Below are 24,851 nucleotides of genomic sequence, written 5' to 3' on the forward strand. Positions count from 1 at the left end.
AACGGGACTCGACTAAAGTTCCCATTTTGTTCTAGATGAACCAAAGCCTTTGGATGACCATATAAGCGGTCTCTCCAGACGAACCTGTTTTTCCTCCCGCGTTCACGGGCCCTGATGACCGACAAGCACAACACCATTCGTGTGCGCGGCGCGCGCCAGCACAATCTCAAGAATGTCGATATCGACATCCCCCGCGAGCAGCTGGTGGTGATGACGGGCCTGTCTGGCTCGGGCAAATCCTCGCTCGCCTTCGACACCATCTATGCCGAGGGCCAGCGCCGCTATGTCGAAAGCCTTTCGGCCTATGCGCGCCAGTTCCTGGAGCTGATGGGCAAGCCGGATGTGGACCTGATCGAGGGCCTGTCACCGGCAATCTCCATCGAACAGAAGACCACGTCCAAGAACCCGCGCTCGACCGTGGGCACGGTGACGGAAATCCATGACTATATGCGTCTGCTGTGGGCGCGTGTGGGTGTCCCCTATTCGCCGGTCACAGGACTGCCGATCGAAAGCCAGACCATCAGCCAGATGGTCGATAAGCTGGTCGCCCTGCCTGACGGCGAGCGTATCCTGCTGCTGGCCCCCGTCGTGCGTGGGCGCAAGGGCGAGTACAAGAAAGAGATCGCCGAGTGGCAGCGTCAGGGCTTCCAGCGCCTGAAAATCGACGGCGAGTTTTACTCCATCGAGGACGCGCCCGTTCTCGACAAGAAGTTCAAGCACGACATCGACATCGTGGTGGACCGGATCGTCACCAAGGAAGGCCTTGAGGGCCGCTATGCCGACAGCCTGCAAACCGCGTTGGGCCTGGCGGACGGTCTGGCGGTGGCCGAATGGGCCAAGCCTGCCGAGGGCGAGACCGAACCTCGCACCCTCACCTTCTCCGAACGCTTTGCCTGTCCGGTATCGGGCTTCACCATCACCGAGATCGAGCCGCGCCTGTTCTCGTTCAACAATCCGTTCGGGGCCTGCCCGAAATGCGACGGTCTGGGTGTGAAGCTGGCGTTCGATGCCGATCTGATCGTGCCGGATCGTGACAAGACCCTGCACAAGGGTGCGATTGCGCCGTGGTCCAAGGGGCAATCGCCCCTCTATACCCAGACGCTGCAGGCGCTTTCGCTGCACTATGGCTTCTCGATGGACAAGCCGTGGCGCGAACTGCCCGCCAAGGCCCAGCAGGTCATTCTGCACGGCACCGGCAGCGAGAAGATCAAATTCGTCTATGACGACAACGCCCGTAAATACGAGGTATCCAAACCCTTCGAGGGCATTCTTCCGAACCTGGACCGTCGCTGGCGCGAGACGGACTCGGCCTGGGTCCGCGAAGAACTGGGCCGTTATCAATCCGAAACGCCCTGCGATGCCTGTGGTGGCAAGCGCCTGAAACCCGAAGCGCTCGCGGTGAAAGTCGGCGGTGCCGACATTGCCGAAATCTCGGAGCTTTCGATCAGCAAGGCCTTCCTGTGGTTCTCCACACTGGAAGACAGCCTGACCGAAAAGCAGATGGAGATCGCGCGCCGTATCCTGAAAGAGATCACGGACCGGCTGCGCTTCCTGAACAATGTCGGGCTGGAATACCTGAACATGTCGCGCTCGTCCGGCACCCTTTCGGGTGGCGAGAGCCAGCGCATCCGTTTGGCCAGCCAGATCGGCTCGGGTCTGACGGGTGTACTCTATGTGCTGGATGAGCCGTCCATCGGCCTTCACCAACGGGACAACACGCGCCTGCTCGAAAGCCTGAAGGGGCTGCGCGACCTTGGCAACTCGGTCCTCGTGGTCGAGCATGACGAGGAAGCCGTTCTCTCAGCGGACTATGTCATCGACATGGGCCCCGGTGCCGGTGCCCACGGCGGTCACGTCTGCGCGGAGGGCACGCCCGAGCAGATCATGGCCAACCCAAAGAGCCTGACCGGTCAGTATCTGACGGGCGAGCGCGAGATCGCCCTGCCCGCCGATGGCCGCCGCCCCGTGAACCGCAAGCGCATGCTGACCGTATCGGGAGCCACAGGTAACAATCTGAAGAATGTCACCGGCGAAATCCCCGTCGGCCTGTTCACCTGCATCACGGGCGTGTCGGGCGGTGGCAAGTCCACCTTCACCATAGAGACCCTGTACAAGGCTGCGGCCCGACGCCTGAACAATGCCTCGGCGGCACCGGCGCCGTTCGATCGCATCGAAGGGCTGAACCACTTCGACAAGGTCATCGACATCGACCAGTCACCGATCGGCCGCACGCCGCGCTCGAACCCCGCGACCTATACCGGTGCCTTCAATCCGATCCGTGACTGGTTCGCGGGATTGCCGGAATCCAAGGCGCGCGGCTATGGCCCCGGCCGTTTCAGCTTCAACGTCAAGGGTGGCCGCTGCGAGGCCTGTCAGGGTGACGGTGTCATCAAGATCGAGATGCACTTCCTGCCGGATGTGTACGTGACCTGCGACGTCTGCAAGGGCAAGCGCTACAACCGAGAGACGCTGGAAATCCTGTTCAAAGGCAAGAGCATATCCGATGTTCTTGATATGACAGTTGAAGAAGCCGCCCGCTTCTTTGACGCCGTGCCTTCGATCCGGGACAAGATGCTGACCCTCACCCGCGTGGGCCTTGGCTATGTAAAGGTCGGCCAGCCGGCCACCACCCTGTCCGGCGGGGAGGCCCAGCGGGTCAAGCTGGCCAAGGAGCTGTCCCGTCGCGCAACGGGCAAGACGCTCTACATCCTGGACGAGCCAACCACGGGCCTGCACTTCGAGGACATCCGCAAACTTCTGGAAGTGCTTCAGGAGCTGGTCGACAACGGCAACACCATCGTCGTCATCGAGCACAACCTCGATGTCATCAAGGTCGCCGACTATATTCTGGACTTCGGCCCCGAAGGCGGTGACGGCGGCGGCGAGATCGTGGCTGTCGGTACGCCTGAGGAAGTGGCCCGTAACGACAAGAGTTGGACGGGCCGTTATCTGAAAGATGTTCTGGACCGACACGAGGAACGCCGAAAGGCCCGCGTCGCCGCCCTTACCACTGAGGCCCCAAGGAAAAAGGCGAAAGCCAAGGCTTAAAGAAAAGGCCGGAGAGCATGCTCTCCGGCCTTTATCTTTTTCCGCAGCACCTGCCCCGGTTCAGGCGTTCAGCGTTTTCCACGCCGACGCCGCCGGAGCGTAAAAGATCAGCATCTGTGCTGCGGTCAGCAGTGCACTGACAGCAACCCAGACAAACAGACCCGCAACCATCGGCCCGGAAATCGCAGCGCTGCCGTCAAGGACAGTAAGCCCACCACTCAACATGGTCAGCGGACCTGTGACTATGGAGCCGAGGAAGTTGACGACAATAGACAGCACAGACGCCAGCAAAATCATGCCCAGCAACGGCCAGAAGCGGCCTTTGGTCAGGGAAATGCTCTTGAAGATCGTGATGCGCCCTTGTGCGAAGGTCATTGGAACGGCGAGGCAGAACCGAACCCCCAGCGCAATCAGACCCGCCCCGACAGCCAACATCAACAGGGTCGCGAAAACCGCCAGAGCAGGCATGCCGTTCATCGCAAAGCCCAGCAGAACGCCCACTATTCCGAAGCCCAGCACCGCTGCGGCCGTGAGGATCAAGGACACGATCACGTTCACCGCGATCACCCGCAGTTCGTTTTTACCGAAACGCAGGTAGGCAAAACGGTTGTCCTCCGGTGTCAGCACGCTGCGTACAACCGCGGACTGTACGATGGAGTTCACAACCATTGCCGGCAGCGCAGAGATCGCAACGATCTGCCCATAGGCCTTCATCATCGCAAGGACCTGCGACTGGTCCGGCTGCTCTCCGGCACTGACGACCGATGCCAATCGTACCACCTGGCCCAAAGGGTAATAGGTCAGTGCCAGGATTATCGCACTGAACACGGCATACAGCAGCGCCAATGCGATAATCATCTTGGGTTCACGACGCGTCAGGCGAAAGCCCTCGAACGCAGCGTCGGTCGGCGAAAACGTCATGGATATGCCTTTGGGATCAGATCTGTGCAGCAGGTTCGGCCCGAATGACTTCGGGTTCGACGGTGCTGTGGTTGAGTTGTTTCCAGACCGAATACCACGGCCCTTGCATCATCACGACCTGAATACCCCCCAGAACAGCCACAGCCGCAAAATACAGGATCAAGCCCGGAACGATCAGAGCGATCATCGTGCCCGTCGCGGGAGTGTCGAAGTTCCAGCCCGTCGCCACACCTGCGATCAACACAAACACCAGCGCGGCGGCCATGAGCGAGGCAACAAAGATCAAAGCGATAAGGATGGTGCAAAGTAGGGCCAGCAAGGCTGTACCCAGCAAACGCCAGAAATGGCCCTTGGTCGCTTTCCAGCCCTCGACAAATGCCAACTTCCCGCGATCCAGCGTCGCCGGAATGATCAGCGATGCCCTTATGCCGACCCATACAAAGCCCGCCAAGGCCACGAGAACCAACGGAACAGAGATGGCGACGGCAGCGCCCTCGGACGCCAGGCCAACCGGAAATGCGATCATTGCGATCACGATGGCAACGACCATCGCTCCGAAAAATGCAGCTGCCATAATCGCGAGTAACACGAGCAGGATGCGCCCTTCATCCATTCCAAAGCGCAGTCCCAACCACGTCTTGGGCCGCGAACGTCCCCACATCATGAAGCCAAGGGCAGCGTAGATCAGCACCATGACGCCGACCGTCAGAAACTGAGAGAGACCATTGGCGGCATTGATCGCGAGCGAGGATCCAAACCCCAGCGCTTCTGGATCAAAAGAAGTGCCACCCGAAGCAGCAGCCGCGATCAGGATCGGCAGCATAGCCAGCATCACCACCACGAACGGCAAATACAACAGAAGCCCCCACACGGCCACGCGCATAAAATGGCTTTTCAGAATGGCAAATGCGTCTGTGATCGCCACCATCGGATCGAATGTTGAAATCGTCATATGCGTACCAGCCCGTTTGATTCCAGAACTAGCCTATACCAACGTATAGCGGCATGACAGCGACGCCATTGACCGCTAGAAGCCCCCCATGTCCACCAACACTTCTATTCGCCCCGTCCATGTCATCGGCGGCGGCATGGCCGGCTCTGAAGCCGCATGGCAAATCGCCAACGCTGGCGTTCCCGTCATCCTGCACGAGATGCGCCGCGACGAGACGACCGCTGACGGCGAGGTCGTAAAAGTTCGCACCGACGCGCACCAGACGGCCGGTTTTGCCGAGCTGGTCTGCTCCAACTCGTTCCGTTCGGACGATTGGGAATACAACGCCGTCGGCCTGCTGCATCAGGAAATGCGCGAGCTGAACTCGATCATCATGGCCTGCGGCCACGAGCATCAGGTTCCGGCTGGCGGCGCGCTGGCCGTTGACCGTGACGGTTTCTCGGCCGACGTGACCAAGCGTCTGATGGAGCATCCGCTCATCACCGTGGTGCGCGAAGAGATCGCTGGCATTCCGCCGGAAGACTGGGACAACGTCATCGTCGCCACCGGCCCGCTGACGTCGGAATCGCTGGCTAACGAGATCCTGAAGCTGGGCGGCGAAGAAGGCCTGAGCTTCTTCGACGCCATCGCACCGATTATCCACGCCGACAGCATCAACTTCGACATCGCGTGGCGCCAGTCGCGCTATGACAAGGAAGGCCCCAGCGGCGAGACGGCGGCCTACGTCAACTGTCCGATGGACAAGGAACAGTACGACGCCTTCATCGACGCCCTGTTGGCCAGCCCAACCGCGGTGTCGAAGGAATGGGAACACGTTCCCTATTTCGACGGCTGTCTGCCGATCGAGGTCATGGCCGAACGTGGCCGCGAGACCCTGCGCCACGGCCCGATGAAGCCGGTCGGCCTGACCAATCCGCGCAACCCGACGGTGAAGTGCCACGCCATCGTCCAACTGCGTCAGGACAATGCGCTGGGTACGCTGTTCAACATGGTCGGCTTCCAGACCAAGATGAAGTATGGCGCGCAGACCGAGGTCTTCCGTATGATCCCGGGTCTGGAGAACGCACAGTTCGCCCGCCTCGGCGGCCTGCACCGCAACACCTATCTGAACAGCCCCAAACTGCTGGACAAGCAACTGCGCCTGAAGGCCATGCCGCGCCTGCGCTTTGCCGGTCAGGTCACCGGCGTCGAGGGCTATGTCGAAAGCGCCGCCATGGGCCTTCTGACGGGCCGTCTGGCCGCCGCACAGGCTCTGGGCAAGGAACTGGCCCCGCCGCCGCCGGAAACGGCCATCGGCGCGCTGGTGGAACATATCACCGGCGGCCACATGGAAGGCTCGAAATTCCAGCCTATGAACATCAACTACGGCCTGCTTCCGCCGCTGGAAGCCCCCAAGGTCGATGAGGACGGCAAGCGCATCCATCCCAAGGAACGCGGCCGCGCCAAGAAGCGCCTGCAATCCATCCGTGCCCTCAACGCCCTGAAGGCATGGCGCGATAACCAAGCCTGATAAGACAAGGGCGGCTGATCACCTCAGCCGCCCTTTTTCTTAAAGCGCCATGATGGCCTGCCATCCGACATAGAGGGCAACCAGCAGGATCAGGACCGCGAACATCTGCCGTCCCAGACGGGTGTGCTGGCCCAGCCGCTTGGATATGGGCAGCCCGATCATGGTACCAAACACGCCGCCCGCAGCCATAGCGCCCACAACCCACCAGTTCATCAGGCCGGACAGGCTGTAGTTGATCGCAGTGCTGGCCCCGAAGGCGACGACGCTGAGCAAGGAGGTAGCCTGCGCCGCCGCCAGCGTCATGTTCGTGGCCCACAACAGGCCCGGCACGATCAGAAAGCCGCCACCGATACCAAAAAAACCTGCCATTCCGCCCACGCCCGAGGCGGTCACAGCGATGCGCGGCGCGATCCGACGGTTCAGGCGCACGCTCGGATCGCCCTGCCCCTTGGCCGGACGAAGCATCGAGCCGCCGATCAGGGCCATAGCCACAGCAAAGGCCAGCAACAGGCTGTCACCGTCGATGGCCTTTGCCAGACTGGATCCCGCCCACGCGAATGTGGCCCCGACCACGGCGAACAGGATGGCACAGGGCCAGCGGACCCGCCCTGCCCGTGCCTGTCCGGCCAAGGCCGTCAGCCCGTTCAAGGCAACGCCCGCCGCAGACGCCGCAATGGCCACGTGCGGCTGATCAATCCCGACGAGATAGATCAGAAGCGGCACGGCCAGAACCGATCCACCGCCTCCGAACACCGTCAGCAACAGGGCCACCAGCCCTCCACTGAGGGCGGCCAGAAGCAGTTGGATCGGCTCCACGACTTCAGGCCTTCTTCATGGCGCGGTTCCACGGCATCAGGATCAGGATATTGGCCATGCCGCAGAAGCCCGTGGCCCCTGCCACGAACAGGCCCGCGCCGACAAAGGCGCTGATGCCCCAGAAGCCCGGGTGGATAACCGTGCCCAGAGCGGCACCCAGCAGGATCAGACCACCAGCCACCATCTGGACCTGACGCATCAGCTCCAGGGGTTGCTTGGCGTCTACACGTACCTGAAGCCCCTCGGCCTTCCATGCCTCGACACCGCCGTCCAGAACATGGGCCGTGCCTGCCACGCGGGCAGCCAGACGATCGGCAGCCGTGCGCGTACGATTGCCGCTGCGGCAGGTGAAGATCACCTGCTTACCGGCAATGGCCGATAGATCTGCCGTTTCGAATGACGACAGAGGGGCCGAAACGGCACCGGCGATATGGACGCGGGCGTATTCATCGGCCTCGCGCACATCCACAAGAACGGCCTGACCGGAAGACAGGCGCGTTTGAACATCCTTCGGTTGAAGGGGATTGAGAGCGTTCATGGAGAAAGTCCTGTTTAGTGAATAACCGCGCGCCTATCCGGCGGCAGGGGGACAGTAGATTTCAGCCAGAGTGGCTATGACCTTGAGCGCCGAAAGATCGCTGATGCGATAAAACACCGCCGTACCTTCCCGACGCGAGGTCACCAGTCCGTCATCACGCAGTCGCGCCAGATGTTGCGACAGCGCCGACTGGGACAAGCCCAGCTTCAGATCGCCGACCTGACATTCGCCCTCGCCGATCTGGCAGAGGATCATCAAGCGACTTTCATTGGACAGAGCCTTCAACAGGCGCGATGCCTCTCCGGCATTGGCCTGAAACTGCTCCAAACTCATCTGCGTGAAATCAACCATGCCGCCTATATATTAGGTATTGCTAAATTAGCAAGTGCTAATATCTAATACGGGAAACGGAGGCACTGATGACCTTACTCCCCCAAACCCACCATCCCGATGTGACGGGCTTTTTTGACGAAGCCACCAATACCGTGACCTATCTGGTCGCAGACCCTGCTACGGGCGAAGCGGCCATCATCGATCCGGTGCTGGATTATGATGCCGCAGCGGCACGGACCTCTACCGCCTCGATCGAACGGGTCCTGAACGCGGTAACGTCCCGCGGATTGAAGCTGGTACGCGTGCTGGAAACCCACGCCCATGCCGATCACCTGACGGGGGCCGACGAAATCCGCAGCCGCACCGGCGTGCCTATCGGTATCGGCCACAACATCACCAAGGTCCAGAAGGTCTTTGGCAACCTGTTCGATGCCCATGACGTCACCCCCGACGCCATCGTCTTTGACGAGACATATTCCGAGGGCGACCGCTTCAACATCGGTTCGCTGGAGGTCCGCGTATTGCACACGCCGGGGCACACGCCGGCCTGTGTGTCCTATGTTGTGGGTGACAGTGTCTTTGTCGGCGACACTCTGTTCATGCCGGATTTTGGCACGGCGCGTTGCGACTTTCCGGGCGGCGACGCACGTACCCTATATCGATCGATCCACAAGATACTGGCCCTGCCGGAAGAGACACGGGTCTTTGTGGGTCACGACTATCTGCCCGAAGGACGTTCCGACTATCAGTGGGAAACCACTGTGGCGGCCGAAAAGCGCGAGAACATCCATATCGGCCAAGGCCGCGGCGAGGACGATTTTGTCGCCCTTCGCGAGGCCCGTGATGCCGGTCTATCGGCACCCAGGCTGATCCTGCCTGCGCTTCAGGTCAACATCCGTGCAGGTGCCCTGCCACCGGCAGAAGAGAACGGCAAACGTTTCATCAAACTGCCGCTCAACGCCCTGTAAGACCTAGATCAGGCGGCTGAGGATCAAGCTGATGGCCCACATCAGGATGGGCGGCGTCGCCACGATCAGCGACAGTGCATATCGCCGACGTAGCAACAGCCACCATGCGATCAACGGGCAAACCATCAGCGAGCAGTAAGGGATCATGGTGAGCATTGCCGTAAGCAGGCTCACCTGCCCCTCACGGAACGCGCCCCAAATCAGGACCGCCGGCAACAGGCCCACAATCGTTCCGGCGAGGCCAAACAGTGTGGTAACCGCCAGCCATAGTGCAGCCGGTTTTCGCAGGTTCGCTTGGCTCATGTCAGATACGGCCCCTCACCGTGTTCCAGAACAGTTGTAGTCGTTTGACGGATTCGGGATGTGCAGGCGACAGGCTGGCGTGGGCCACCGCCGGAAATGCCTTTGCCGGAAGTGATTTCAGCGACCTGTTGGCCGCCCCCCTCATCGCCCTGGCCTCAGGCTCGCGTCCGGTCTGCATCAGGCCGAACAGGCGACCGGCTTCGTCCACGGCCTGCGCCTTGTCTCCTGCCCCCAAAATCCGCGCTGCAATTCGCATAGGCCCGACAAAAAAGGCGTCCAGGTCGTGCGGTTCTTTGTGTACGCGCCCGATGTGGGCCTCGATCAAGGCATCGAACGGTGCCCGATCGAGCTGGTGGCGCGTGACCATAGCGGTCATAGCTTCCAGCACAGGATGCCCGACACGGGGCGTATTGCTGAACACGCCGTCCATCTGCTCGGCCCACCACGTAAAGCGCATCTCGGCCAGAAGCGGTTGGGTGACGCGCGACGGAATGGCCACAAGCTCGGCCTCGAACGCATAAAGCGCGATCAGGTCGGCGCGTCGCTGGACATCATCGACGAAGCGGCTGGACAGCCAGCGGTCGAGATCCGCCGTGCGGACTTGGGCATCAAGATCAACAGAAGTCATGTTCCCCCTGCCATGCGGGACTAAGGCCCGCTGTGCAAGTGCTGGATTGCCGCGCGCGCCGTTCAAACAAAAAACCCGCCGATCCCAAGGACCGGCGGGTCTGATGTCTTGGCCTTAATGTCCTTTACGGACGGCTGGCCATGCCGAACTTCACCGGCTTCAGGTCGCCATCGTCGTTGCGGCTGATATTGCCGCGCTTCACGCCCCACAAGAGGACGATCGGCGTGCCGACGTAGATCGAGGAGAAGGTACCGATGATGATACCGACCATCAGAACGATGGAGAAGCTGAACAGCGCCTCGCCACCGAACAGGGCCAGCACAGCCAGAACACCAACGGCCGTGACGCCGGTCATGATGGTACGGGTCAGGGTTTCGTTCAGCGACAGGTCGATCACCTGAGCCAGCGGCATGGTTTTGTACTTGCGCAGGTTCTCACGCAGTCGGTCGAACACCACCACGGTATCGTTCATCGAATAACCGATAACCGTCAGGATGGCGGCCACAGTATTCAAGCTGAACTCGAAGCGCAGCAGCACGACCAGACCAAAGGTCAGCACCACGTCGTGGACAAGACCGACAATAGCACCAAAGCCGAACTGCGGTTCAAAGCGGAACCAGATGTACAGGAACATCAGGAAGATAGCCGCCGCAAGGGCATAGATGCCCGAACGGAACAGCTCGCCCGAAACCTTCGAGCCGACCACGCTGACGTTCGAATAGGTCACGTCACCGACAGCGTTCTGGATCGCGCTTTCGACCTTGTTGACGATAACCGTCTGGTCTTCGCCTTCAGGAACCTGGAAGCGAACGATTGCCGCTGAGGCGCTGTCGATACCCTGAACCTGGACGTCGCCCAGACCCAGTCCGCCCACAGCCGAACGCACGCGGTCAAGTTCCAGAACCTGTCCGGCAGGCTTGGACACTTCAAGCGATGCGCCCCCACGGAAGTCGATACCCAGATTCAGACCCGGATAGAAACAACCGATCAGAGAGACCACGCAAAGCAGGGCGGCAAGACCGCCCATAAGCTTGGCGTGCTTCACGAATTGGAAGTTGGTTTTCTGCGGAAGCAGTTTGATGAGAGGCCATCCACGCATCGGCATTACTCCGCGATCGGCAGTTTTTTAGGCTTGGCCACTTTAAGCCAATAGCCAAGGAGAACTTGGGCGACCATCACCGACGAGAACATCGAGGTGAACACACCGATGGTCAGCGTCCAGGCGAAGCCGCGAACCGGACCGGCACCGAACATGAACATGATCAGAGCCGCGACAAGCGTAGTCAGGTTGGCGTCAACGATCGTACCCATAGCGCGGTTGAAACCGGCATCCATAGTCGCGATCGGGGAACGTCCCAGACGGGCTTCGTCACGCATGCGCTCATAGATGAGGACGTTGGCGTCCACGGCCACTGCGAATGTCAGCACCAGACCCGCAATACCCGGCAGGGTCAGGGTGGCACCGAAGGTCGCCATCGCAGCGATGATCAGAATACCGTTCAGGATCAGGCCCAGAACCGAGATACCGCCGAACAGGAAGCCATAGAAGGCAATCATGATGACGATGATCAGGACGAAACCGATGATGGTCGAAATAGCACCGGCCTTAACGGCATCGGCACCCAGTTCTGCGGTCACCACGCGGCGCTCCTGAACTTTCAGCGGTGCCGGAAGTGCGCCGCCGTTCAGCAGGTTCACCAGTTCCGAAGCCGACTGGATCGAGAAGCTGCCGGTGATCTGGCCGCTACCGCCCGTGATCGCGCCCTGAATGGTCGGAGCCGAGATCACCTTGCCATCAAGGATGATGGCGAAAGGCTTGCCGATGTTCTGGGCCGTAGCTTCGGCGAAGCGACGTGCGCCTTGGCCGTCAAACTGGAAATCGATGGCAGGGCGACCGTTCTGATCGGTACCCACACCCGCACGGGTCAGGTTTTCACCCGACACCAGAATGCGGCGCTTCACCAGATACGGTGTGTTGGAATCATCCAGCAGCAGTTCCGCATCGGGAGGCACGCGGCCTGCCATTGCATCCTGCAGACCGTTCGGAGAGACATCGACCATCTGGAAGGTCAACTGGGCCGTCTGGCCCACCAGACGCTCCAGTTCGCCCGGATCGCTCTGGCCCGGGGCCTGAACAACGATACGCTCGGCACCCTGACGGGTGATCGAGATTTCCTTGGTGCCGGTGCTGTCCAGACGGCGGCGGACAACTTCGATCGATTGATCGACGGCCGTCGCGCCCATGTTGGCCAGCGCCGTATCGGTAAAGCCGTAGCGGATACGGTTGCCGCTCAGGCGGGTAACGGCACGGTCCGAAACGCCCGATGCGCCAATGCCCGTGTTGGCCAGTTCACGCAGCGCATTGAACGCCGCCTGGTTCTGGGCCGGGTTTGACAGGGTGACCACCACACTGCCCTGTTCACGCTGCAGACTGCCGATGGAGATCTGTTGAGCGTTGAGGGCGACGCGGACGTCTTCCATCAGGTTGCTGACGCGTTTTTCACGCATCGCCGGAACGTCCACTTCCAGCAGGAGGTACGAACCACCCTGAAGGTCGAGGCCGAGGTTCACGGCTTGTTTCGGCATCCAGCCCGGCAGCGCTTCGCGCTGTTGGGGCGTGAGCATGCTGGGGAAGGCCAGCAGTAGCCCGATTACGAGCGACAGCAGGACCACGACGACTTTCCAGCGCGATAGCTGAATCATGTCAGGGCTTCTCCGGGCGGTAAGCCGCCGTTAATGGGGGGCCTTAGCCTTTGTCGTTGGCAGCGATGGCGGTGCGGTTGCGCACCTCGGCGATCATCGAACGGACAACGCGAACAGAAACGCCCTGGGCGATATCGACCATAGCTTCGTTCTCTTCGACGCGGGTCACCTTACCGACCATACCGTTCGACAGGACCACTTCGTCACCACGCTTCAGCGCCTTGAGCATGGCTTGGTGAGCCTTCATGCGCTTCTGCTGAGGACGGATCATCAGGAAGTAGAACAGCACGAAGATCAGCACCAGCGGTGCGAACTGGATAAGAGCGCCCATAGCGCCGGCGTCGGTAGTATTCAATTTAACAGCTCCCCGAATTGGGCCGCGCCCCACGCTGGGGGACCCACTGGAAATAAGGCGCGAAAACTAGGGTGCGCGACTTATATTTGCAACGCGACGCGATGGCAGGGACGGATCATTTCTGACAATCCGCCCCCTTTCGCTGCATTTTTTGACGATTAACGCGGCAAAACACCCAGAGGATCGACCGCGATGGGGTCATCGCCACGCATCTGGCGCACTTCATAATGGATCGACGGGCGTCCATCACCGGCGGTCAGACCGACCGTGCCGATGGACTGTCCGGCGCGAACCGATGCACCATCACGAACCGTGGCCGAACCCAGGTGGCTGTAAACCGTCCGCCAGCCATCGCGGTGAACGATCAGAACCGTCAGCCCCTGCCCCACGATATCATCGCCGACATAGGCGACCGTGCCATCAGCCGAAGCCTTGACCTCAGTACCGGCGGCAGCACCGATGTTGATGCCGTTGTTACGCTCGCCCAGTCCACTGGGGCCAAAACGGCGCAGGATTTCGCCGCGAACCGGCCATTGCAGAGCAATCCGCTGCCCGACCGGAGCTGGTGCAGGGGCAGGTGCGCTGGCCGCAGGCGTACCCACAGGTTGGGTTCGTGGCGCGGGCGGCAACGGGGCATTGCCGCTGGGCGGCGGTGGCGGCGGCGGGACGGACGCGCCGGAGCCCACAGTGACGCCCGCTGGCGTCGGGCCGGTCGCATATGGATCGGTACCACGGTCAATCGCCGTAGACGGGAGGGTCAGTCGCTGCCCCGCTGTGATGCTTCCACGCGGGCCGAGATTGTTCAGATCGATCAGGATTTGTACCGGAACGCCGAATCGACGGCCGACACCGGAAATCGTGTCGCCCTGTTGGATGACATAGGCCGCACCGGCCTGAACCGGAGCGGAAGATGCAGGCGGCGTTACGCGGACTGGCTCGCCCGTCGAGGGATAGGCCGGCCCCGCCGCAGGCGGCAGGCCACCGCCTTGAATGGTGCCCGATCCGGCAATCGGCCCCTGCTCTACGGGCGGCGGTGTATTGGGTTGGTAGTAGGGATTGTTGACGCCACCCGTATTGACCTGTGCAGGCGGGGTTTGCGCCGGAGGTGCATAGGGATTTTGGCCATAGGGGCCGGGTGCCTGTCCGGTCTGTACCGGACGCGTCGAATAGCGCGGCTCCGCCGGATAGGTTGAACAGGCCGCCAGCGTCAGTGCGCTCCCGGCCAGCATTCCCGCCCGAATCCAATTGCGGCTGCTCAGCATCCACGCCTCCGTCTTAACAAGTCACATCAAGATATCCGGGTTGGCCGGATTCGAATCCAAACCAAACGGCAAACTCGCGCGAAAGTGGGGCGAAATGGTTAAGGGCGGATTTACCCTTCTTTGGCCATGCCCTCGACCAGAGGCACGAAACGCACCTCGCACAGGCTTTCGCGTGTAAAGCTGCCGTCTTCCTGGCCGGTATAACGGTTCAGCATCTGAACCGAGGTGCGCCCCACCGGAGCCACCAGAATGCCGTTGGGCTTCAACTGCTTCAGCAGCTCGGTTGGCTCATGGGGAGAGGCAGCCGTCACCATGATCCGGTCGAACGGGGCCTGCTCGTTCCAGCCCTGCCCTCCGTCGCCATGACGGGTAAACACGTTTTCGATACCGAGGCGTTTAAGACGCCCTTCGGCTTCGTTCAGCAGGCTTTTGTATCGTTCGACGGTATAGACGAAACGCGCCATGCGGCTCAGCACCGCGCACTGATAGCCGCTGCCCGTGCCGATTTCGAGAACCCGGTGGCGCGGGCCGACCTTCAGGGCCTGGGTCATAAGGCCGACGATGAACGGCTGGCTGATGGTCTGGGCGCAGTCGATAGGAAGAGCCTGGTCTTCCCACGCCTGGTCCAGAAACTTCTCGTGGACGAAGATCGAGCGGTCCACATTCTCCATCGCCGCGAGGACGCGCGCATCCGTCACCCCCTGCCGCCGTAGCGACAGGATAAGGCGTCCAGCGCGATCGTCCCCGAGGTTCATGTGCAGTCTCTTATTGCTCGTGCGGTCCCTTGGGCGGCGCGCCGCCCAGAACCTTTTTCAGGTCGTTGATCATCGGCATGTGCGTCAGATCGATATGCAGCGGCGTGACCGAGATTCGGCCCTCTTCCATAGCACGCAGATCGGTCCCCTGCGGGTGTTCGTGCGGCGTGCCACGGAAGGCCATCCAGTAATACGGACGGCCACGCAGGTCATCACGGCGGATGGCGTGCAGTTCACCGATATCGCGGAACCCCTGACGGGTGATCTCGACTTCCTTCACCAGCTCGACCGGCAGTTTGGGGAAGTTGACGTTCATCACCACGCCGTCCGGCCATTTCTGGTCCAGCAGCTTTTTGATGATTCCCGGTGCGAAGGCTTCGGCGGTTTCCCAATGGGCCACCGCCTCGTCGTGGAAACGCTCCAGCGACTGCGACAGGGCAATCGAGCGGATGCCGAAGGCCATGCCCTGCAGCGCACCGGCGACGGTACCGGAATAGGAGACATCCTCGCCCACGTTGTGGCCGCGGTTCACGCCCGAAAGCACCAGATCGGGCTTTTCAGGCATCAGGTCGTTGACCGCCAGAATGACGCAGTCGGTCGGGGTCCCCGTAACCGAAAAACGCTTGTCGCCGTGCTTGTTGACGCGCAGCGGCTCGGTCAGGGTCAGGCCACGGCCCTTCCCCGACTGTTCGACCGCCGGAGCCACGATCCAGACATCGTCGGACAGGGTCCGCGCGATCTTTTCCAGACAAGTCAGGCCCTCGGCGTCGATGCCGTCGTCGTTCGTCAGAAGAATACGCATGAATACTCTTTATGCAGCGGCGATGGCGGTCAGACCGCCCATGTACGGTTGCAGCACGGTCGGAACAGCGATGCTGCCGTCTTCGCGCTGATAGTTTTCCATAACGGCGACGAGGGTGCGGCCAACCGCCAGACCCGAGCCGTTCAGGGTGTGCAGATACTCGGTCTTCTTCTCGCCAGCACGCTTGAAGCGGGCGTCCATGCGGCGGGCCTGGAAGTCACCGCAGTTCGAGCAGGAGCTGATCTCGCGGTAGGTGTTCTGCGACGGCAGCCAGACTTCGAGGTCATAGGTCTTGCGGGCCGAAAAGCCCATGTCGCCCTTGCACAGCAGCACCTTGCGGTACGGCAGTTCCAGCGCCTGCAGCACAGCCTCGGCACAGCCAGTCATGCGCTCATGCTCGGCTTCGCTGTCTTCCGGTTTGCAGATCGAAACCAGCTCCACCTTCTGGAACTGGTGCTGGCGGATCAGGCCGCGCGTGTCGCGGCCCGCCGAACCGGCCTCTGCGCGGAAGCAATAGGTCAGCGCGGTCATGCGGATGGGCTGGGCAACGTCTTCGTCGCTCAGAACCTGTTCGCGCACGAGGTTGGTCAGCGACACCTCGGCGGTCGGGATCAGCCAGCGGTTGCCTTCGATGTGCTCGACATCTGCGTCCGGATCACCGTCGGCGGCACGGAACAGGTCTTCCTTGAACTTCGGAAGCTGGCCGGTACCGAAGATGGCGTGGTCACGGACCAGCAGCGGCGGGTTCACCTCGGTATAGCCGTTCTGCGTGGTCTGCATGTCCAGCATGAACTGGCCCAGAGCGCGTTCCAGACGGGCCAGCTGGCCCTTGATGACGGCAAAGCGCGCACCCGACATGCGGGCGGCACCTTCGAAGTCGATCATCTTGAGCGCTTCGCCCAGATCGGCGTGGTCCTTGGCCGGACCTTCGGTGCGCGGCGTGCCCCACTTGCTGACTTCGACGTTGTCGTTCTCGTCCGCGCCATCGGGCACGTCATCGGCGGCGATGTTCTTGAGGCCCGCCAGCAGGTCGCGCAGCTCACCGCCCTTGGCGGCTTCGGCTTCACCGGCCTCGGCGATGACGCCCTTGAGCGTTTCGACCTCGGCCTTCAGGCGTTCGGCCTCGGCCATGTCCTTCTTGCCCATGGCCGCGCCGATGGCCTTGGAAGCCGCGTTGCGCTTGGCAAGGGCTTCCTGACCGGCGGTCTGGGCCGCGCGCAGATCGACGTCCAGCGCCAGAATCTGATCGACCACGGACTGGGCGTTTTCGACACCGCGCGACGACCAGCCCGCTACGAAAGCTGCGGGATTGTCTCGGATCGCTCTGATGTCGTGCATGATCTTGGCCTAAAGCTAGGGCAGTTAATGAAAGGCCCCTGCTCTACCGTTACTGACGCTATCAGGCAAACCCGTTAGCCATAATAGGCGGTAACATTAGGCCGCTTTTTTAGCGCGAACGTTGATCTCGACCTCGATCATCTTCGAGACCCAGCTGGCGGCGGCATCTGATACCATGCCCAGATCGAGCCGGGTACGATCCACCGCGACCTTGCCCGTCACGGTCGCCTCTCCAGAAGCCTCGTCAAAGGTGAAAGGCAGAACCACTGGCTGGGATGCCGATTTGATTCGCAGCGTGCCACGCGCTTCATAGCGGTTGCCGTCCAGAGCCACGAATTCCGTCGCCTCGAAACGGGCCGTCGGAAACTGGGCCGGGTTGAACCACTCGGCTCCCTTCAATGAGCCGTCCTTGGTCGCGTCGCCTGTCTGGGCCGAGGCGGTATCAACCGTCACCACCGCCGTCGAGCCTGCCAGATCGGCCGGATCAAAACGGATATCGGCTTCCCACTTTTGGAAACTTCCCGTGAAGGGCGCGCCCGAGTGGGTACCGCTGAAGCTGATCGAAGAAGCCGATGCATCGACAGTCCATGCCGGTGCCGTGCCTGCCATGACCGAAGTTTCGGCCACAGCCACCGGGGTCGTCTCGGCGGCGGTCATTTCCGCCTTTGGTGCAGGCTTGGCGGCAATAGCAAAGGCCACGCCGATAACGGCCACGAATGCCACACCCGCAAAACGCTCCAACCATTTTTCCTTGGCCGAAGGCGGCGATGCCAACGGCACGTCTGCATGCGGCAGCACCGGCACCATATGCGCCAGAACGCCATCACGGTTCAAAAACTGGTGCTTCAGGGCAGCGCCGACGTGCAGAGCGACAAGGACAATCGCGCCCCATGCCAACTTGCTGTGGGCACCCATCGCCATATAGCCAACCGTACGGCGTACGGCCTCGCTCGCATGTTCGATGAAGCCGATGTGCGGAATGGTGAACAGGCCGAACCACAGGGTCGGCACCGGCAACGGCGTATCGGTCACCACCGCCCAACCGCTGGATACATAGGCCCAACCTGTCAGCGGCAACGCCAGCATCAAGGCGTAGAAGGCCACATGGGTCGCCCGTGCGGCAAAACGCTCCCAACCGTGCATCTGAGCCGGCAAAGCCGGAACCGGATGCGTCAATCGCCAGACAATCCGCACGAAGGTCAGAGCCAGGATCAGAAAGCCGACAGACTTGTGAATCTGGAACACGCGATAGGCCAAGGCCTGGGTTTCAGGCTGTTCAATCGCATCGCCCATCCACCACCCCATCGGGATCATGGCCAGAATCGACAGACCGATCAGCCAGTGAAGGGCGATCGCTACGGCGGAATAGCGGTCTTTGCGGGCAAGGGCGCGGGTGGACATGGCTTTAATCGCTAACCTGTAGGTTCAGCTACAAAAACGGGTGGAGAGACACTCTCTCCACCCGCACTTGAAAGTTTATTGTGCAGCCGCCGGAGCAGCATCCGCCTGCTTCAGGAACTCACCATCGAAGCGGACCGTGACTTCGTCACCGACATAGCCCAGAGCCATACCGAAATCGGTACGCTTGAAGGTGCCTTCAGCCGCAAAACCGATGGCCGGAACCTGCATGAACGGGTGGCTCTCGATCTCGCCGTTGAAGGTGGCCTTGAAGGTCACCGGCTTGGTCACGCCGAGGAAGGTCAGGTCGCCGGTCACGTCTGCGGTGCGATCGCCGGTCTTGGTGACCTTGGTCGATTTGAAGGTCATCTGCGGGAACTGGCGGGCGTTCAGGTTCGACGGGCTGTTGGCGATGTCCTCGTTCCAGCTCTTGAAGCCGCTGTTGGCGTGGGTGCCGACATAGTCACCCGGGAAGTTGGCATCGACCGAGGTCGGATCAACGGTGAACTCGACGGAGCTGTTTTCCAGATTGGCCGGATCCAGCGTCACCTTTGACTCGATCTTGTTGAAACGGACCGTGTAGTTCGAGATCGAGTTGTGCAGAACCGAGGCCTGCAGAATGGCGTGGGTCGGGTCCAGAACATAGACGCCGGCAGGTGCCTTCAGATCAACCGGACCTGCGGCAGCAGCAGCCGGGACCGTCGATGCGTCATTGTTGTTGGCAGGAGCGTTACAGGCTGCCAGCAGGGCAGCAGCGGACACAGCGATGAATGCAGCTTTAATCTTCACTTTCGGACCTCTTGGTAGCTTGCCCCGTTCACTTCATGCGAGGCCTTGACGACGGAAGTTTCCGCCTAAGAACGGTAACAGTATATGTATCAGTTTTAGTTGCGCAAGCCTTCATGAACAAAAAATCCCAGCGAAATGTCCGGTTCCCGAAAACGGTGGATGCGCGGACGATTTCCGGGGCCTATCTTGGGACCTGCATGCCTATTCGTCGTCTCCCGCCCGAAACCGTCAACCGCATCGCCGCCGGCGAGGTGGTCGAACGCCCTGCCAGCGCCATCAAGGAACTGGTGGAAAACGCCATCGATGCGGGCGCGACCCATATAGAGATACAGGCGGACGGCGGCGGCCTGACCCGCATCCTGATCGCCGACGACGGCAAGGGCATCCCCAAGGATGAACTGCCCATCGCGGTCGAGCGCCATGCTACGTCCAAGCTGGAGCCGGACGATGCGGGCGATGTTGACCTTCTGCGCATCTTCACGCTGGGCTTCCGTGGCGAGGCCCTGCCCTCCATCGGCTCGGTCGCGCGCCTGACCATCACCACCCGCGCCAAGTCCGACGCCGGACAGCAGGACGCATGGGCCATCACCGTCGAGGGCGGTGATCACAAACCTGTCTCGCCCGCAGGCTTTCCCGGCCCCCACGGTGCCCGCGTCGAAGTGCGCGATCTGTTCTATGCCACCCCTGCCCGTCTGAAGTTCATGAAGTCGGAACGGGCCGAGGCGATGGCCATCTCCGAGGAGATCAAACGTCAGGCGATGGCCCACGAGGATGTGGCTTTCACTCTGACACTGGACGGCAAGACCACGCTGCGTCTGCCCGCCGAACACAAAGGCGATGAAGGCCGCCTGCGCCGTCTGGGGGCGCTGTTGGGCCGCGAGTTCGAGGCCAATGCTCTGCTGATAGATCAGGAACGCGATGGCGTGCGCCTGTCGGGTTATGCGGGCCTGCCGACTTACTCGCGCGGAAATGCCGCCCACCAGTTCCTGTTCGTCAATGGTCGCCCCGTGCGTGACCGCCTGCTGCAGGGGGCGCTGCGCGGGGCCTATGCCGACTTCCTCGCCCGCGACCGCCATCCGGCGGCGGCGCTCTTTATCGATATCGACCCGCTTTACGTTGACGTGAACGTCCATCCGGCCAAGGCCGAGGTGCGTTTCCGCGATCCCGCGCTGGTACGCGGCCTGATCGTCGGGGCACTCAAACACGCTCTCCACGCGGCAGGCCACCGCGCCTCCACCACCGTGGCCGCAGATGCCCTGTCGGGTTTCCAGCCGCATACGGGCGTCCAGACCTATGGCGATCAGCCCGCCCTGCCCCCTTCCGCCGCCGGATTTTCCGGCTGGGCCGGATGGTCAAAGCCCGATGCGGTCATCCAGATCATCCCCGGACTCTCAGAACGTTCGGCCCGCGTCGAACACACATGGTCCGGCCAGCAGGCCGCGCCGACCTTCCGCACTCTGGCCGAGGTTCAGGCCGCACACGCCGGACAGATTGCCCCGCAGCCGGACACGCCAGTCGATCCCATCGACTTTCCACTGGGCGCGGCCCGCGCACAGCTTCACGCCACCTATATCGTTGCCCAGACCCGCGACGGCCTCGTCATCGTGGACCAGCACGCCGCCCACGAGCGCCTCGTCTATGAACGGATGAAGGTGCAGATGGAGGGCGGCCACGTCACCCGCCAAGCCCTTCTGACGCCCGAAGTGGTCGAACTGGACCCCGCCGAGGCCGAGCGCATCGCCGCCAAGGCCGACGAACTGGCCGAGATGGGCCTGATCGTCGAGCCGTTCGGTTCGGGCGCGGTCCTTGTCCGCGAAACGCCCGCCTTGCTGGGCGACACCGACGTGCAGGGCCTGATCCGCGATATCGCCGACGACCTGTCGGAACATGGCGCAGCGCTGTCGCTGAAAGAACGCATGGCCGAGGTCTGCGGCACCATGGCCTGTCACGGATCGGTACGCTCTGGCCGCGTGCTCAGCGCGCCGGAAATGAACGCCCTGCTGCGCCAGATGGAAGCCACCCCCCACTCCGGCCAGTGCAACCACGGTCGCCCGACCTATGTGGAGCTAAAACTCCACGACCTCGAAAAACTGTTCGGGCGACGCTGATTGAACCTATCGTGGATCAGCAGGCGCCTGCCTGCTGCGCCCCATAGGTGGCCTGACTGACCGTGTATTTATCGCCATATTCGGACGAGAGTTGTTCGATCAGGCCACGGCATGAGAATCCGGAAATACTGAGATATTGCCGGGCCGAACGGGCTGCATTGTCGTTCCAGTCAGCATTTAAGCTGTCAACAGCAACGGTGGCGTCCGCCCGCTCATAGCCATCGCCATAACTGGATGACAGCTGCTCAATCAATCCGTCCCGCGAAAAACCACTGATTTCAAGGTATTGCCGAGCAGACCTCACCGCATTTCTCTGTGCCCCTGTCAGACGGCTTACAGGCTCTGGTGGGCTCGAAACGGTGCCTTCAACACTTGTGCCGACCGCACCTGCCGTTTCCGTATTGGGTGCACCGCCTTCGACACCACATCCCGCAAGCGCCATAGACAATGCCGCAACCGACAGGCCAGCACCGAGCCTTTTAAGATCAAACATTTCCGCCCCCTCCGACATATGTTCAAATCCGCTAGACCATACTGTCTCAAGCCAAGCCCAAAAATGTATGAACAGCCGCGCTTCCACCCCCTAGGTATCTATTTTATCCTTCGAAACGTCTTCGATGTTTTGAAGGACTCTAGCGGTTCAGGGTCATGTTTAAGTCTGTGCTCTTCGTCTGCCTTGGCAATATCTGCCGCTCGCCCTTGGCCGAGGGCGCGTTCCGTGCCGAGGTGGCCAAACGCAAGCTGCCTATAGTGACCGACAGTGCAGGCACTGCCGCCTATCATATCGACGAAAAGCCCGATCCCCGCGCCATCGCCACGGCCAAGCGCAATGGGGTGGATATCTCCGGTCTGCGCGGGCGTCAGATCAAACCGGCGGACTTCACCCGCTTTGATCATATTGTGGCGATGGATACCGATAACCTCGCCAATCTGAAGCGCATCATGCCCGCAGAAGCCACCGCCCAGCTCAGCCTGATGCTGGACTGGGCAGGCCGTGCGGGTGAAAGCGTTCAGGATCCCTATTACGGCGACGAAGACGGCTTCAATGTCACCTGGGCCGACGTTTCCGCCGCGGCGAAGGGTCTGGCCGACCATCTGGCGCAAAAACCGGAATAGTCGGCCCTAAGCCCGATCAGGCCGAAACCGGATTGATCGACAGCGGCGCACCGCCTTCTACGATCTCGATCAGACGGTCGATATTGGGGTGCGCGCCGGGGCGGGCCTTGGCATCCGGCGTATGCTCGCCGAACAGTTCAAGACCGTGCGCGGCGGCCTCGGCCGTCAGACCGCCAAACGCTAGGTGCAGATACTGATAGACGGCCAGCGAACCCTGCTTGCCCGGCTGGTTCTCGATGATGGCGACAACGGTCCCCGCCCCATCCAACAGTTCGATGCGGGACAGACCCTCGATCGACGGCAGCAGTTGCAGATTGTCTTTGAACGACGCGGTTGGCTGGATCATCACTCTGGCCTTGAAACAAACGAAGCTGCCCGATTAACAGGTCGGGCGACCGCACGAAACGGCCTTGGAATTTCAGAGTCTCAGGGCCTCGACCACACCGCTGGCCTTGGCACCGGAATAGACCTCGCCGCCGGCCAGCGCATAGACCACCCCGTCAACCGCACAGCCCGCCAGTCCGTGTCTCGGCACGCCCATGTCAGGTCCACGATCCCAGCGATCAGAAGCGATGTCGTAGATCCATGTCTCGGTGAACACGCCGCCCGGCCTCGTCAGCCATTCGCCGCCAAAGGCGACCAGTCTGTCGCCCACGGTGGCCATTGCCAGTCCACCGCCGACCTGTTCGCCCGATGTCGGCGACGCAGGAATTGGCGCCAGCGTTTCCCAGCTATCGGTACGGGCGTCATAGCGATCCAGCCGTCCTGTCCCGCGACCGCCTTCGACCCTGCGGCCACCGGCGACATAGATATGCCGGCCATGCACACTGGCGGCGGCGCTATTGCGGGCCTCGGGCGCGGGGCGCGCTGTGTGCCATGTGTTATCGGACGCATCGAAGACCATGTGGGTGGCCACATCGAACTGATCGTACCAGCCGCCGTTCCCGTCCTTCGGCGAGCGGCCCGTCACCAGATGCACCCGGTCGCCGACCGTCACGCCGACCGTCTCGGCCAGCGGTTGCGGCATCTGTCTGACCGGATGCCACAGACCATCATCCAGCGCCCAATAATCGGTCATCGACGTCCACTCACCGCCCTCGCGACGGTCATAACCACCGAAGGCCCAGACGCGACCGCGCGCAGCCGCCATCATCGGGTGATGCCTTGGCTGCGGCAGGCGCGGTCCTTCGCTCCAGCTATCGGTCGTCGGATTGTAGATGCCGACCCTATCATTGATCCGCGTCGTGATGCGGTCGCGGATCAACCCGCCCGCGACATAGATCAGACCGTCCAGAACGGCGCAGTAAACCTCCTGCGTCGCCCACGGCATATCGGCCCGTCGCTGCCAGCGCGGGCTCGATTGGCTGATGGCGATGTTGGGAAGGGCCGCCGTTGCGGCGACCGAGGCGATGAGGCTGCGGCGATGAATCATCATACGCCACAGCCTATCAGCGTTATTGCGAAGCTGCGACCTTCAGGAACAGCACGCGTGCCGCGCCGTAATCGCGGGCATCCATGCGTTCGTAGCCGGGGGTTTCGATCTCAGGCTCGTCAGAGCCGCGCTCAAAGACCACCACCGCATTCGGGGCAAGCCAGTTGCCTTCCAGCAGCTTGGCCAGCGTCTGCTCGCCCAGACCCTTGCCATAGGGCGGATCAAGGAAGGCCAGAGTGAAGGCTTCACCCGCCGAGCCGGGGCGCGGGCCAAGGTCGGTCGCACTGCGGCGATGGACGCGGGTGCGACCGAACAGACCATAGGCGTCCATGTTCTCGCGGATAGCACCGCGCGCACCGTCGTCGGTCTCGACGAACAGGCAGAAGGCACCACCGCGCGAGATGGCCTCATAGCCCAGAGCGCCCGATCCGGCGTACAGGTCGATGACCCGTGCGCCGTCCAGTACGTCTTCGGCCCATGCGGCGTGTTCCAGCACATTAAAGATGGCCTGCCGTGCGCGGTCGGAGGTCGGGCGGGTGCCCTGCCCCTCCGGCGCGACGATGGCGCGGCCTTTCAGACTGCCAGCGACAATCCTCATACGGCTGGGTCCTTACGAACGGCCACGCGGGCCGCCACGACCGCCCGAAGGCTTGCCGCCAAACGGCTTGCCACCCGACGGACGCCCAGCGGGTTTGCCGCCAAAAGACTTGCCACCCGAACCGCCACGACGCTCGCCGTCACGGCCCTGCGGCTTGCGGCGGTCGTCGATGAACTGG

25 protein-coding genes are annotated in these 24,851 nt (G+C 61.8%); 5 read left to right on the forward strand and 20 right to left on the reverse strand.

Annotation, left to right across the window (positions count from 1 at the left end):
- Window positions 1-114: 114 nt before the first annotated feature.
- On the forward strand, window positions 115-3,048 hold the full coding sequence (gene uvrA / locus B3H86_RS10815; protein ID WP_292053775.1) for an excinuclease ABC subunit UvrA: 2,934 nt from the start codon (window positions 115-117) through the stop codon (window positions 3,046-3,048).
- 60 nt (window positions 3,049-3,108) lie between these two features.
- Here uvrA and B3H86_RS10820 read toward each other — a convergent pair whose 3' ends face one another.
- Window positions 3,109-3,969, reverse strand: a complete 861-nt coding sequence (locus B3H86_RS10820; protein WP_292053777.1) for a hypothetical protein — start codon at window positions 3,967-3,969, stop codon at window positions 3,109-3,111.
- Between the two features lie 16 nt (window positions 3,970-3,985).
- Window positions 3,986-4,897: a hypothetical protein gene (locus tag B3H86_RS10825; RefSeq protein WP_292053779.1), complete on the reverse strand. Its 912-nt coding sequence runs from the start codon at window positions 4,895-4,897 to the stop codon at window positions 3,986-3,988.
- Window positions 4,898-5,009: 112 nt separating this feature from the next.
- Between B3H86_RS10825 and trmFO the strand changes: the two genes are divergently transcribed.
- Entirely contained in the window at window positions 5,010-6,431 is a 1,422-nt protein-coding gene (gene trmFO / locus B3H86_RS10830; protein WP_292053781.1) for a methylenetetrahydrofolate--tRNA-(uracil(54)-C(5))-methyltransferase (FADH(2)-oxidizing) TrmFO, read from the forward strand.
- 39 nt (window positions 6,432-6,470) lie between these two features.
- Here trmFO and B3H86_RS10835 read toward each other — a convergent pair whose 3' ends face one another.
- From B3H86_RS10835 to B3H86_RS10845, 3 genes are read right to left on the reverse strand one after another with little or no spacing between them, the layout of a single operon-like run.
- Entirely contained in the window at window positions 6,471-7,247 is a 777-nt protein-coding gene (locus B3H86_RS10835; protein WP_292053782.1) for a sulfite exporter TauE/SafE family protein, read from the reverse strand.
- A 4-nt stretch (window positions 7,248-7,251) separates the two neighbouring features.
- On the reverse strand, window positions 7,252-7,785 hold the full coding sequence (locus tag B3H86_RS10840) for a rhodanese family protein (RefSeq protein ID WP_292053783.1): 534 nt from the start codon (window positions 7,783-7,785) through the stop codon (window positions 7,252-7,254).
- A 33-nt stretch (window positions 7,786-7,818) separates the two neighbouring features.
- A complete protein-coding gene (locus tag B3H86_RS10845; protein ID WP_292053784.1) occupies window positions 7,819-8,136 on the reverse strand; it encodes an ArsR/SmtB family transcription factor in 318 nt (105 codons plus the stop codon).
- A 68-nt stretch (window positions 8,137-8,204) separates the two neighbouring features.
- Between B3H86_RS10845 and B3H86_RS10850 the strand changes: the two genes are divergently transcribed.
- On the forward strand, window positions 8,205-9,086 hold the full coding sequence (locus B3H86_RS10850) for an MBL fold metallo-hydrolase (protein ID WP_292053785.1): 882 nt from the start codon (window positions 8,205-8,207) through the stop codon (window positions 9,084-9,086).
- 3 nt (window positions 9,087-9,089) lie between these two features.
- On the opposite strand, the gene B3H86_RS10855 is transcribed toward B3H86_RS10850, so the two are convergent.
- The 11 genes from B3H86_RS10855 to B3H86_RS10905 form a co-directional block, all read right to left on the reverse strand.
- Window positions 9,090-9,389, reverse strand: a complete 300-nt coding sequence (locus B3H86_RS10855) for a hypothetical protein (RefSeq protein WP_292053786.1) — start codon at window positions 9,387-9,389, stop codon at window positions 9,090-9,092.
- Window position 9,390: 1 nt separating this feature from the next.
- Window positions 9,391-10,017, reverse strand: a complete 627-nt coding sequence (locus tag B3H86_RS10860; RefSeq protein ID WP_292053789.1) for a squalene/phytoene synthase family protein — start codon at window positions 10,015-10,017, stop codon at window positions 9,391-9,393.
- A gap of 124 nt (window positions 10,018-10,141) precedes the next feature.
- Window positions 10,142-11,122 carry a protein translocase subunit SecF gene (gene secF / locus B3H86_RS10865; RefSeq protein WP_292053790.1) on the reverse strand — a complete coding sequence of 327 codons (981 nt, stop codon included), beginning with the start codon at window positions 11,120-11,122 and terminating at the stop codon, window positions 10,142-10,144.
- Complete coding sequence (secD, locus tag B3H86_RS10870; protein ID WP_292053794.1) at window positions 11,122-12,720, reverse strand: protein translocase subunit SecD; 1,599 nt, start codon at window positions 12,718-12,720, stop codon at window positions 11,122-11,124. The genes secF and secD overlap by 1 nt, the downstream gene beginning before the upstream one ends.
- Window positions 12,721-12,763: 43 nt before the next feature.
- The gene (gene yajC / locus B3H86_RS10875; RefSeq protein WP_292053834.1) at window positions 12,764-13,051 is read right to left on the reverse strand and encodes a preprotein translocase subunit YajC; all 288 of its coding nucleotides are present in this window, start codon (window positions 13,049-13,051) and stop codon (window positions 12,764-12,766) included.
- Window positions 13,052-13,233: 182 nt separating this feature from the next.
- Window positions 13,234-14,304, reverse strand: coding sequence for a peptidoglycan DD-metalloendopeptidase family protein (locus B3H86_RS10880; RefSeq protein ID WP_292053797.1), 1,071 nt, complete (start codon window positions 14,302-14,304; stop codon window positions 13,234-13,236).
- A gap of 143 nt (window positions 14,305-14,447) precedes the next feature.
- Window positions 14,448-15,092, reverse strand: coding sequence for a protein-L-isoaspartate(D-aspartate) O-methyltransferase (locus B3H86_RS10885; protein ID WP_292053799.1), 645 nt, complete (start codon window positions 15,090-15,092; stop codon window positions 14,448-14,450).
- A gap of 10 nt (window positions 15,093-15,102) precedes the next feature.
- Window positions 15,103-15,894, reverse strand: a complete 792-nt coding sequence (surE, locus tag B3H86_RS10890) for a 5'/3'-nucleotidase SurE (protein ID WP_292053800.1) — start codon at window positions 15,892-15,894, stop codon at window positions 15,103-15,105.
- A gap of 9 nt (window positions 15,895-15,903) precedes the next feature.
- Complete coding sequence (gene serS / locus B3H86_RS10895; protein WP_292053803.1) at window positions 15,904-17,232, reverse strand: serine--tRNA ligase; 1,329 nt, start codon at window positions 17,230-17,232, stop codon at window positions 15,904-15,906.
- Between the two features lie 96 nt (window positions 17,233-17,328).
- Complete coding sequence (locus B3H86_RS10900; RefSeq protein ID WP_292053805.1) at window positions 17,329-18,633, reverse strand: YceI family protein; 1,305 nt, start codon at window positions 18,631-18,633, stop codon at window positions 17,329-17,331.
- A gap of 75 nt (window positions 18,634-18,708) precedes the next feature.
- A complete protein-coding gene (locus tag B3H86_RS10905; RefSeq protein WP_292053807.1) occupies window positions 18,709-19,419 on the reverse strand; it encodes a YceI family protein in 711 nt (236 codons plus the stop codon).
- A gap of 197 nt (window positions 19,420-19,616) precedes the next feature.
- On the opposite strand from B3H86_RS10905, the gene mutL reads away from it, so the two are divergent.
- The gene (gene mutL / locus B3H86_RS10910) at window positions 19,617-21,527 is read left to right on the forward strand and encodes a DNA mismatch repair endonuclease MutL (protein ID WP_292053810.1); all 1,911 of its coding nucleotides are present in this window, start codon (window positions 19,617-19,619) and stop codon (window positions 21,525-21,527) included.
- A gap of 16 nt (window positions 21,528-21,543) precedes the next feature.
- On the opposite strand, the gene B3H86_RS10915 is transcribed toward mutL, so the two are convergent.
- Window positions 21,544-22,020 (reverse strand): Ltp family lipoprotein, encoded by a 477-nt coding sequence (locus B3H86_RS10915; RefSeq protein WP_292053812.1) that lies wholly within the window; start codon window positions 22,018-22,020, stop codon window positions 21,544-21,546.
- A 155-nt stretch (window positions 22,021-22,175) separates the two neighbouring features.
- On the opposite strand from B3H86_RS10915, the gene B3H86_RS10920 reads away from it, so the two are divergent.
- On the forward strand, window positions 22,176-22,643 hold the full coding sequence (locus tag B3H86_RS10920; RefSeq protein WP_292053814.1) for a low molecular weight protein-tyrosine-phosphatase: 468 nt from the start codon (window positions 22,176-22,178) through the stop codon (window positions 22,641-22,643).
- Between the two features lie 16 nt (window positions 22,644-22,659).
- Here B3H86_RS10920 and B3H86_RS10925 read toward each other — a convergent pair whose 3' ends face one another.
- The 3 genes from B3H86_RS10925 to rsmD all read right to left on the reverse strand — a co-directional run bounded on the left by B3H86_RS10925 (window position 22,660) and on the right by rsmD (window position 24,673).
- Window positions 22,660-22,989 (reverse strand): DUF2322 family protein, encoded by a 330-nt coding sequence (locus B3H86_RS10925; RefSeq protein WP_292053816.1) that lies wholly within the window; start codon window positions 22,987-22,989, stop codon window positions 22,660-22,662.
- Window positions 22,990-23,061: 72 nt separating this feature from the next.
- On the reverse strand, window positions 23,062-24,078 hold the full coding sequence (locus B3H86_RS10930) for a Kelch repeat-containing protein (RefSeq protein WP_292053819.1): 1,017 nt from the start codon (window positions 24,076-24,078) through the stop codon (window positions 23,062-23,064).
- 19 nt (window positions 24,079-24,097) lie between these two features.
- Entirely contained in the window at window positions 24,098-24,673 is a 576-nt protein-coding gene (rsmD, locus tag B3H86_RS10935; RefSeq protein ID WP_292053820.1) for a 16S rRNA (guanine(966)-N(2))-methyltransferase RsmD, read from the reverse strand.
- Window positions 24,674-24,851: the final 178 nt, after the last annotated feature.

The sequence above is a fragment of the Brevundimonas sp. UBA5866 genome, assembly GCF_002432125.1.
Classification (GTDB): Bacteria; Pseudomonadota; Alphaproteobacteria; order Caulobacterales; family Caulobacteraceae; genus Brevundimonas.

Excerpts from the sequence above, each read along its gene's own strand:
- uvrA (WP_292053775.1), top strand. The coding sequence starts at position 115 with ATGACCGACAAGCACAACACCATTCGTGTGCGCGGCGCGCGCCAGCAC.
- B3H86_RS10820 (WP_292053777.1), bottom strand. The coding sequence starts at position 3,969 with ATGACGTTTTCGCCGACCGACGCTGCGTTCGAGGGCTTTCGCCTGACG.
- B3H86_RS10825 (WP_292053779.1), bottom strand. The coding sequence starts at position 4,897 with ATGGTGGCGATCACAGACGCATTTGCCATTCTGAAAAGCCATTTTATG.
- trmFO (WP_292053781.1), top strand. The coding sequence starts at position 5,010 with ATGTCCACCAACACTTCTATTCGCCCCGTCCATGTCATCGGCGGCGGC.
- B3H86_RS10840 (WP_292053783.1), bottom strand. The coding sequence starts at position 7,785 with ATGAACGCTCTCAATCCCCTTCAACCGAAGGATGTTCAAACGCGCCTG.
- B3H86_RS10845 (WP_292053784.1), bottom strand. The coding sequence starts at position 8,136 with ATGGTTGATTTCACGCAGATGAGTTTGGAGCAGTTTCAGGCCAATGCC.
- B3H86_RS10850 (WP_292053785.1), top strand. The coding sequence starts at position 8,205 with ATGACCTTACTCCCCCAAACCCACCATCCCGATGTGACGGGCTTTTTT.
- B3H86_RS10855 (WP_292053786.1), bottom strand. The coding sequence starts at position 9,389 with ATGAGCCAAGCGAACCTGCGAAAACCGGCTGCACTATGGCTGGCGGTT.
- B3H86_RS10860 (WP_292053789.1), bottom strand. The coding sequence starts at position 10,017 with ATGACTTCTGTTGATCTTGATGCCCAAGTCCGCACGGCGGATCTCGAC.
- secF (WP_292053790.1), bottom strand. The coding sequence starts at position 11,122 with ATGCCGATGCGTGGATGGCCTCTCATCAAACTGCTTCCGCAGAAAACC.
- secD (WP_292053794.1), bottom strand. The coding sequence starts at position 12,720 with ATGATTCAGCTATCGCGCTGGAAAGTCGTCGTGGTCCTGCTGTCGCTC.
- yajC (WP_292053834.1), bottom strand. The coding sequence starts at position 13,051 with ATGGGCGCTCTTATCCAGTTCGCACCGCTGGTGCTGATCTTCGTGCTG.
- B3H86_RS10880 (WP_292053797.1), bottom strand. The coding sequence starts at position 14,304 with ATGCTGGCCGGGAGCGCACTGACGCTGGCGGCCTGTTCAACCTATCCG.
- B3H86_RS10885 (WP_292053799.1), bottom strand. The coding sequence starts at position 15,092 with ATGAACCTCGGGGACGATCGCGCTGGACGCCTTATCCTGTCGCTACGG.
- surE (WP_292053800.1), bottom strand. The coding sequence starts at position 15,894 with ATGCGTATTCTTCTGACGAACGACGACGGCATCGACGCCGAGGGCCTG.
- serS (WP_292053803.1), bottom strand. The coding sequence starts at position 17,232 with ATGCACGACATCAGAGCGATCCGAGACAATCCCGCAGCTTTCGTAGCG.
- B3H86_RS10900 (WP_292053805.1), bottom strand. The coding sequence starts at position 18,633 with ATGTCCACCCGCGCCCTTGCCCGCAAAGACCGCTATTCCGCCGTAGCG.
- mutL (WP_292053810.1), top strand. The coding sequence starts at position 19,617 with ATGCCTATTCGTCGTCTCCCGCCCGAAACCGTCAACCGCATCGCCGCC.
- B3H86_RS10915 (WP_292053812.1), bottom strand. The coding sequence starts at position 22,020 with ATGTTTGATCTTAAAAGGCTCGGTGCTGGCCTGTCGGTTGCGGCATTG.
- B3H86_RS10920 (WP_292053814.1), top strand. The coding sequence starts at position 22,176 with ATGTTTAAGTCTGTGCTCTTCGTCTGCCTTGGCAATATCTGCCGCTCG.
- B3H86_RS10925 (WP_292053816.1), bottom strand. The coding sequence starts at position 22,989 with ATGATCCAGCCAACCGCGTCGTTCAAAGACAATCTGCAACTGCTGCCG.
- B3H86_RS10930 (WP_292053819.1), bottom strand. The coding sequence starts at position 24,078 with ATGATGATTCATCGCCGCAGCCTCATCGCCTCGGTCGCCGCAACGGCG.
- rsmD (WP_292053820.1), bottom strand. The coding sequence starts at position 24,673 with ATGAGGATTGTCGCTGGCAGTCTGAAAGGCCGCGCCATCGTCGCGCCG.